Below are 5,112 nucleotides of genomic sequence, written 5' to 3'. Positions count from 1 at the left end.
TTTCCGGAAATCGCCTTTCAGGATGCCGACGAAATTGATCGCCGCTTCGGCGCCTTCGAGCGCGCGCGCGAGGGTTTCGGGCTTGGTGATGTCGGCGGCGACGAACTGCGTCTGGCCGAGCCCGCCCATCGGCTTGATGAAAAACGCGTCGCCCGGATTGCGCTCGGCGATCCGGATGCGGATGCCGGCTTTCAGCAGGTCCTGGGCGACATAACGGCCCAGAAAGCCGCCGCCGCCGAACATCGTTACCAGCCTGTCCTGCATCGAAAATCTGCTCCTTCGGGGTCGTGCGGCTCCCATGGCGTTTAACCGGCGGATTGACAAGCGCCGCGTCGCCCATCATAGCGCCCATCCTGCGTTCTGGCGAGCATATCGCCAGAGCCGTGGGCCCAGATGGCGGAATTGGTAGACGCGCCAGCTTCAGGTGCTGGTGTCCCTTGCGGACGTGGAGGTTCGAGTCCTCTTCTGGGCACCATTTGTTCTCCTGGCGTCTAGGAACGCCCCCACAGGCATCCGGTTCTTCTCGGGCCTTCGCGCTATCCTTCAAATCGTGTCCGGCTCGGTCCACTGGCGTGCCGGACGATACGGTCGCCGGTTTCGGGCAGCTCGGATGGGCGTTCTCGGGTCCGATCGCCCGGAGATTAGCCGGGGGTCTCGGGAGTCTCGTCCGGCTCCCCCAGGTCGGCCGACCGGTCCGTCTATATCCGGACGAGCAGCTTTCCCGTATTTCCGCCGGTATAGAGAAGGTTGAGCGCATCCGGCGCCGCGTCCAGCCCTTCGACGATATGGACGGGCATGGTCAGCCGCCCCTCCGCCATCCTGCCGACGAGGACGTTCATGACCTCGGGCAGCCGTTCGGCATGGTCGAGAATGACGAATCCCCGGATCGTCAGCCGCCGCATGATGACGTTGCGGAACATGTAGGGTCCGGGCACGGGATCCTTCGCATTGTAGGAGGAGATCAGGCCGCAGATCACGACGCGGCCGAAATCCTTCATATGGGCGAGCGAGGCGTCCAGTATGGCACCGCCGACATTTTCGAAGCAGAGATCGATGCCGTCCGGGCACAGCGCGCGGATCCGCTGCTCCACATCCTCCGTCTTGTAGTTGATCGCCGCATCGAAGCCGAGCTGCTCCGTAAGCATCCGGCATTTGTCGTCGCTGCCGGCGATGCCGATCACGCGGCATCCTTCGAGTTTCGCGATCTGGCCGACCATCACGCCGACCGCGCCGGCCGCGCCGCTGACGACGATCGTTTCGCCCCCATTGAGCTCGCCGATATCGTGCAGCCCGACATAGGCGGTGGGGCCGGCGACGCTGAGCACCGCGAAGGCTTCGGCCAGGTCGACCCCGTCGAGCGGCGGGAAGACCGAAAACCCCGCGCCGTCGCTGACGATATGGTCGGCCCAGCTGTGCAGGCCGGCGGCATGGGCGCCGACCGGAAAGTCCGGATGCCGGCTCTCGATGATCTCGCCGAAGACGAAGCCGCGCATCGGCTCGCCGATATGGACGGGCTCCATGTAGATGTCCCAGTCGCTGAGCCAGACGCGGTTGGTGGCGTCGAGCGAGAGATAGAGGGTCCGGAACAGGAATTCGCCGTCCTCGAGCGCGCGAACCGGCGTTTCGCGGAGGACGAAGGTGTTCACGTCCACCATCTCTTTCGGCCGTTCGTTGAAATGCCAGCACCGTGCAACGATCTCGCCCATTCCCGCTCTCCTGTCTTGCCGCGGCCGGGCCTTATGCCCGTCCCGCCCGGTTCTCGTACAGCGTCACCACGCAGGCGCCGCCCAGCCCGATATTGTGTTGCAGCGCCAGCCGCGCGCCGTCCACCTGCCGTTCGCCCGCGGCGCCGCGCAGCTGGGTGACCAGCTCGAAGCATTGGGCAAGGCCCGTCGCGCCGAGCGGATGGCCCTTCGACAGCAATCCGCCCGACGGGTTGGTGACGACCTTGCCGCCATAGCTGTTGTCGCCGTCGCGGATGAAGCGTTCGGCGGTACCTTCCTCGGTCAGGCCGAGCGATTCGTAACTCAGCAGTTCGTTGGCGGTGAAACAGTCGTGAAGCTCCACGAGATCGATATCGTCGGGTCCGATTCCGGCTTCGGAATAGACCTTCCGGGCCGCAGCGCGGGACATGCCGGCGCCCACGGTGATCGCCAGATCGTCGCCGTCGAAGGAATCGGGGCGGTCGGTCGTCATCGCCTGGCCGGCGATCGCGATATCGGCCGCTATTCCGCGCGTCGTCGCGAATTCTTCGCTGCATATCACGGCCGCGGCGGCTCCGCAGGTGGGCGGGCAGCATTGCAGCCGGGTCAGCGGGCCGTACATCGGCGGCGAGGCGAGGATCTCCTCGACGCTCAGCGGATCGCGGAAAACCGCGAAAGGATTGGCTGCTGCGTGGCGCCGCGCCTTTTCCGCGATCAGCGCGAAGGTCCGGTCTTCGGCGCCGTAGCGTCGCTGGTAATCGAGGCCGGCGCCGCCGAAGAGACGCAGCGCCATCGGGCTGTCGGACGGGCCGAGGCGGGTCTCGACGGTGTCGAGAAACGGATCGAGCGGATCGGGCCGGTCGTCATAGACGCTTGCCAGCGCGCCCTGGCGCATCTGCTCGAAACCGAGGGCGAGCACGCATTCGGCCGCGCCGCCGGTCACCGCCTGGCGGGCGAGGAAAAGCGCGGTCGATCCCGTCGCGCAATTGTTGTTCACGTTCACGATCGGGATGCCGGTCAGCCCGCTGGCATAGAGCGCGGCCTGGCCCGATGTGCTGTCGCCATAGACATAGCCGGCATAGGCCTGTTCGATCCGGTCGTAGTCGAGCCCGGCGTCGGCGAGCGCGTCGCCGACGGCGTCGCGCGCGAGGCTCCGATAGTCGCGCGACCGGCGCGGCGTCGCGAAAGGCGTCATCGCTACGCCGGCGACGATGGCGGTGCGGGGCATCGATCGATCTCCAAATCCGAATGAGAGGCGGAACCCGTCCTGCTTTCGACGGGGCTCCGGCGATCGCACCGCCCAAAAGGGTAGGGCGGCATGCCCCTTTCCCGTTAGAACGGGTAGGGTAATGGAAAGAATCGGCCGGAAAGGGCCGCCTCGGGAGCGATAGCCTTTGGATCTGCGACGCGAAAACCTGCTCGAGAGAATCCGCGCCAGCGGCGCGCAGCTGATTCTCGTCCAGGCACCGGCCGGCTACGGAAAATCGTCGCTGCTGCGCCAGCTCGCGGCGGAGGAAGAGGCCGCCGGCGGCCGGGTCGCCTGGATAACGCCGGTTTCGCAGGATTCCGATCTCTCGCGGTTCGTGCAGATGTTCGTCGGCGCCGCCGAGCGGCTGGTCGAGGAATCGGGCGGCGAATATACGGGCGCGCGCCGCGATATTCCCGGGCTGGTCGCCGCCATCGAGGGCCGCGCGCTGCTGCTGCTCGACGAATATGACCAGTTTGCGGACGGCCAGGCCGATGCCCTGCTCGAACGCATCATCGAAGCCCTGCCGCCGGGCAAGCGGATCGCCGTCGCGACGCGCGCCGTGCCCGATATCGCGAGCGCCCGGCTCAAGCTTTCCGGCCGGGCGATCATGCTGGGCAGCGTCGATCTGCGGTTCGATCTCGGCGAGGCCTATCAGTTCCTTGCCGAGCGCTGCCGGCTCGGCCTCGAGGAGGTCCGCCGCCTGCACAGCCGCATCGACGGCTGGCCCGCGGCGCTCCAGTTCATCAACCTCTCGCTCTCCTCGACCAAGCAGGGATCGGCGACCGCCCTGCGCAGCGGCATGACGCACGAGGTGGTCGACTATCTCGCGCAGGAGGTCTTTTCGGCGCAGAGCAAGGAGACGCGCGAGGCGATGCTGGCGATCTGCCTTGCCGACCGGCTGTGCGGCGAACTGGTCGACCACCGGCTCGGCGGCAAGACGGGCGGGTTGCTGCTCAACCGGCTGTGCGACGAGGGGCTGTTCCTCGATCCCGTCGACGGCGACAAGCACTGGTTCCGCTTTCACCCGCTGTTCGGCGATTTTCTGCGCGAGCAGCTCAAGCAGGAGATCAGCGCCGAGGCGCTGGCGGACCGGCACGCCCACAAGGCCGAATGGTTCGCCGCGGCGGGGATGAACGAGGTCGCGATCAGCCATTACCTGGCCGCCGGCCACACCGAGAAGGCGGCCGAATGCCTCGAACAGGTCGCCGACCAGCTGGTGCGCGAGGAACGACTCGGCCTGCTCGTCTCGCTGCTCGAACAGCTGGGCTTGGAGATCGTCCAGGCGCGGCCCAAGCTGCTCGATGCGGCGATCATCGCCTATGGCTTCCGCCGGCAGTTCGCCAAGGCGCACAACCTGCTCAACCTGTGCGAGGCCGCGCTTGCCGAAACCGATGCCGACGCCGTGCAGCGCGCCGAACTCGAAGTGCTGCGGATTTTCGTGCTCGCCGCCGAGGACCGGGTGGCCGAAATGGGCGAGCGCGCGCGCGATGCGGAGAAATGGCTCACCGAGGACCAGCCTTTCTCGAAAGCCGTCGCGTTCAACGCCTTCGCGTTCTGGCTCGGCACGCAGAGCCAGTTTCCCGAAGCGCACGACCTGCTGCTTCGCGCCGTGCCGCTGCACGAGAAGGCGCAGAATTATTTCGGCCGCTCCTATGCCGATTCGATCCATGCCAGCCTCAAGCTCTCCGAGGGGGAACTGGGCGAAGCGATCGACCATTTGCGGCGCGCGCTCCGCGAGATCGACATGGAGGCGCCGGCCGGCATCCTTGCCGGCAGCGTCGTCGCCGCGCATCTCGGCGAGGCGCTGTACGAACGCAACAGCCTCGTCGAGGCCGAACAGGTCATCTCGGCCTATCTCCCGCTGATCCAGCAACAGTCGATCGTCGATCCCCTGTGCCTGGGCGTGGTGACGCTGGCCCGCATGGCCGCGCTCAAGGGCAAGAGCGAATATGCGCACGAACTCTACGAATATCTGATCAGCTCGGGCCACAAATACGGGCTGGCGAGGCTCGTCAATTGCGGCCGCGCGGAGCTCGTGCGCGAGGCGACGCTGCACGGCGATCTCGAGACCGCCGAGCGGCGGCTGCGCGCGCTCGGCGCCGATGCGCGGTTGCCGACCGAAGGGCAGCTGATCTTCGTCAGCGGCGAGCTCGAAGCGCA

Annotated in this window: 4 protein-coding genes and 1 tRNA gene; 2 read left to right on the top strand and 3 right to left on the bottom strand. The window is 66.7% G+C overall.

Annotated features, from left to right (window positions below):
* The coding region (locus tag ACTS1X_RS09580; RefSeq protein ID WP_442614165.1) for an NAD-dependent epimerase/dehydratase family protein at window positions 1–264 on the bottom strand (264 nt) is incomplete at its 3' end.
* A 123-nt stretch (window positions 265–387) separates the two neighbouring features.
* Between ACTS1X_RS09580 and ACTS1X_RS09575 the strand changes: the two genes are divergently transcribed.
* Window positions 388–475, top strand: a tRNA-Leu gene (locus ACTS1X_RS09575).
* A gap of 223 nt (window positions 476–698) precedes the next feature.
* Here ACTS1X_RS09575 and ACTS1X_RS09570 read toward each other — a convergent pair.
* The gene (locus ACTS1X_RS09570; RefSeq protein ID WP_442614164.1) at window positions 699–1,706 is read right to left on the bottom strand and encodes an NADP-dependent oxidoreductase; all 1,008 of its coding nucleotides are present in this window, start codon (window positions 1,704–1,706) and stop codon (window positions 699–701) included.
* Between the two features lie 31 nt (window positions 1,707–1,737).
* Complete coding sequence (locus ACTS1X_RS09565; RefSeq protein WP_442614163.1) at window positions 1,738–2,931, bottom strand: lipid-transfer protein; 1,194 nt, start codon at window positions 2,929–2,931, stop codon at window positions 1,738–1,740.
* 166 nt (window positions 2,932–3,097) lie between these two features.
* On the opposite strand from ACTS1X_RS09565, the gene ACTS1X_RS09560 reads away from it, so the two are divergent.
* The coding region (locus tag ACTS1X_RS09560) for an AAA family ATPase (protein ID WP_442614162.1) at window positions 3,098–5,112 on the top strand (2,015 nt) is incomplete at its 3' end.

It is taken from the genome of Parasphingopyxis sp., assembly GCF_052168275.1.
Lineage (GTDB): Bacteria > Pseudomonadota > Alphaproteobacteria > Sphingomonadales > Sphingomonadaceae > Parasphingopyxis.
Note: the sequence above shows the minus strand (reverse complement) of the source record. Positions and strands in the feature narration are given on the sequence as shown.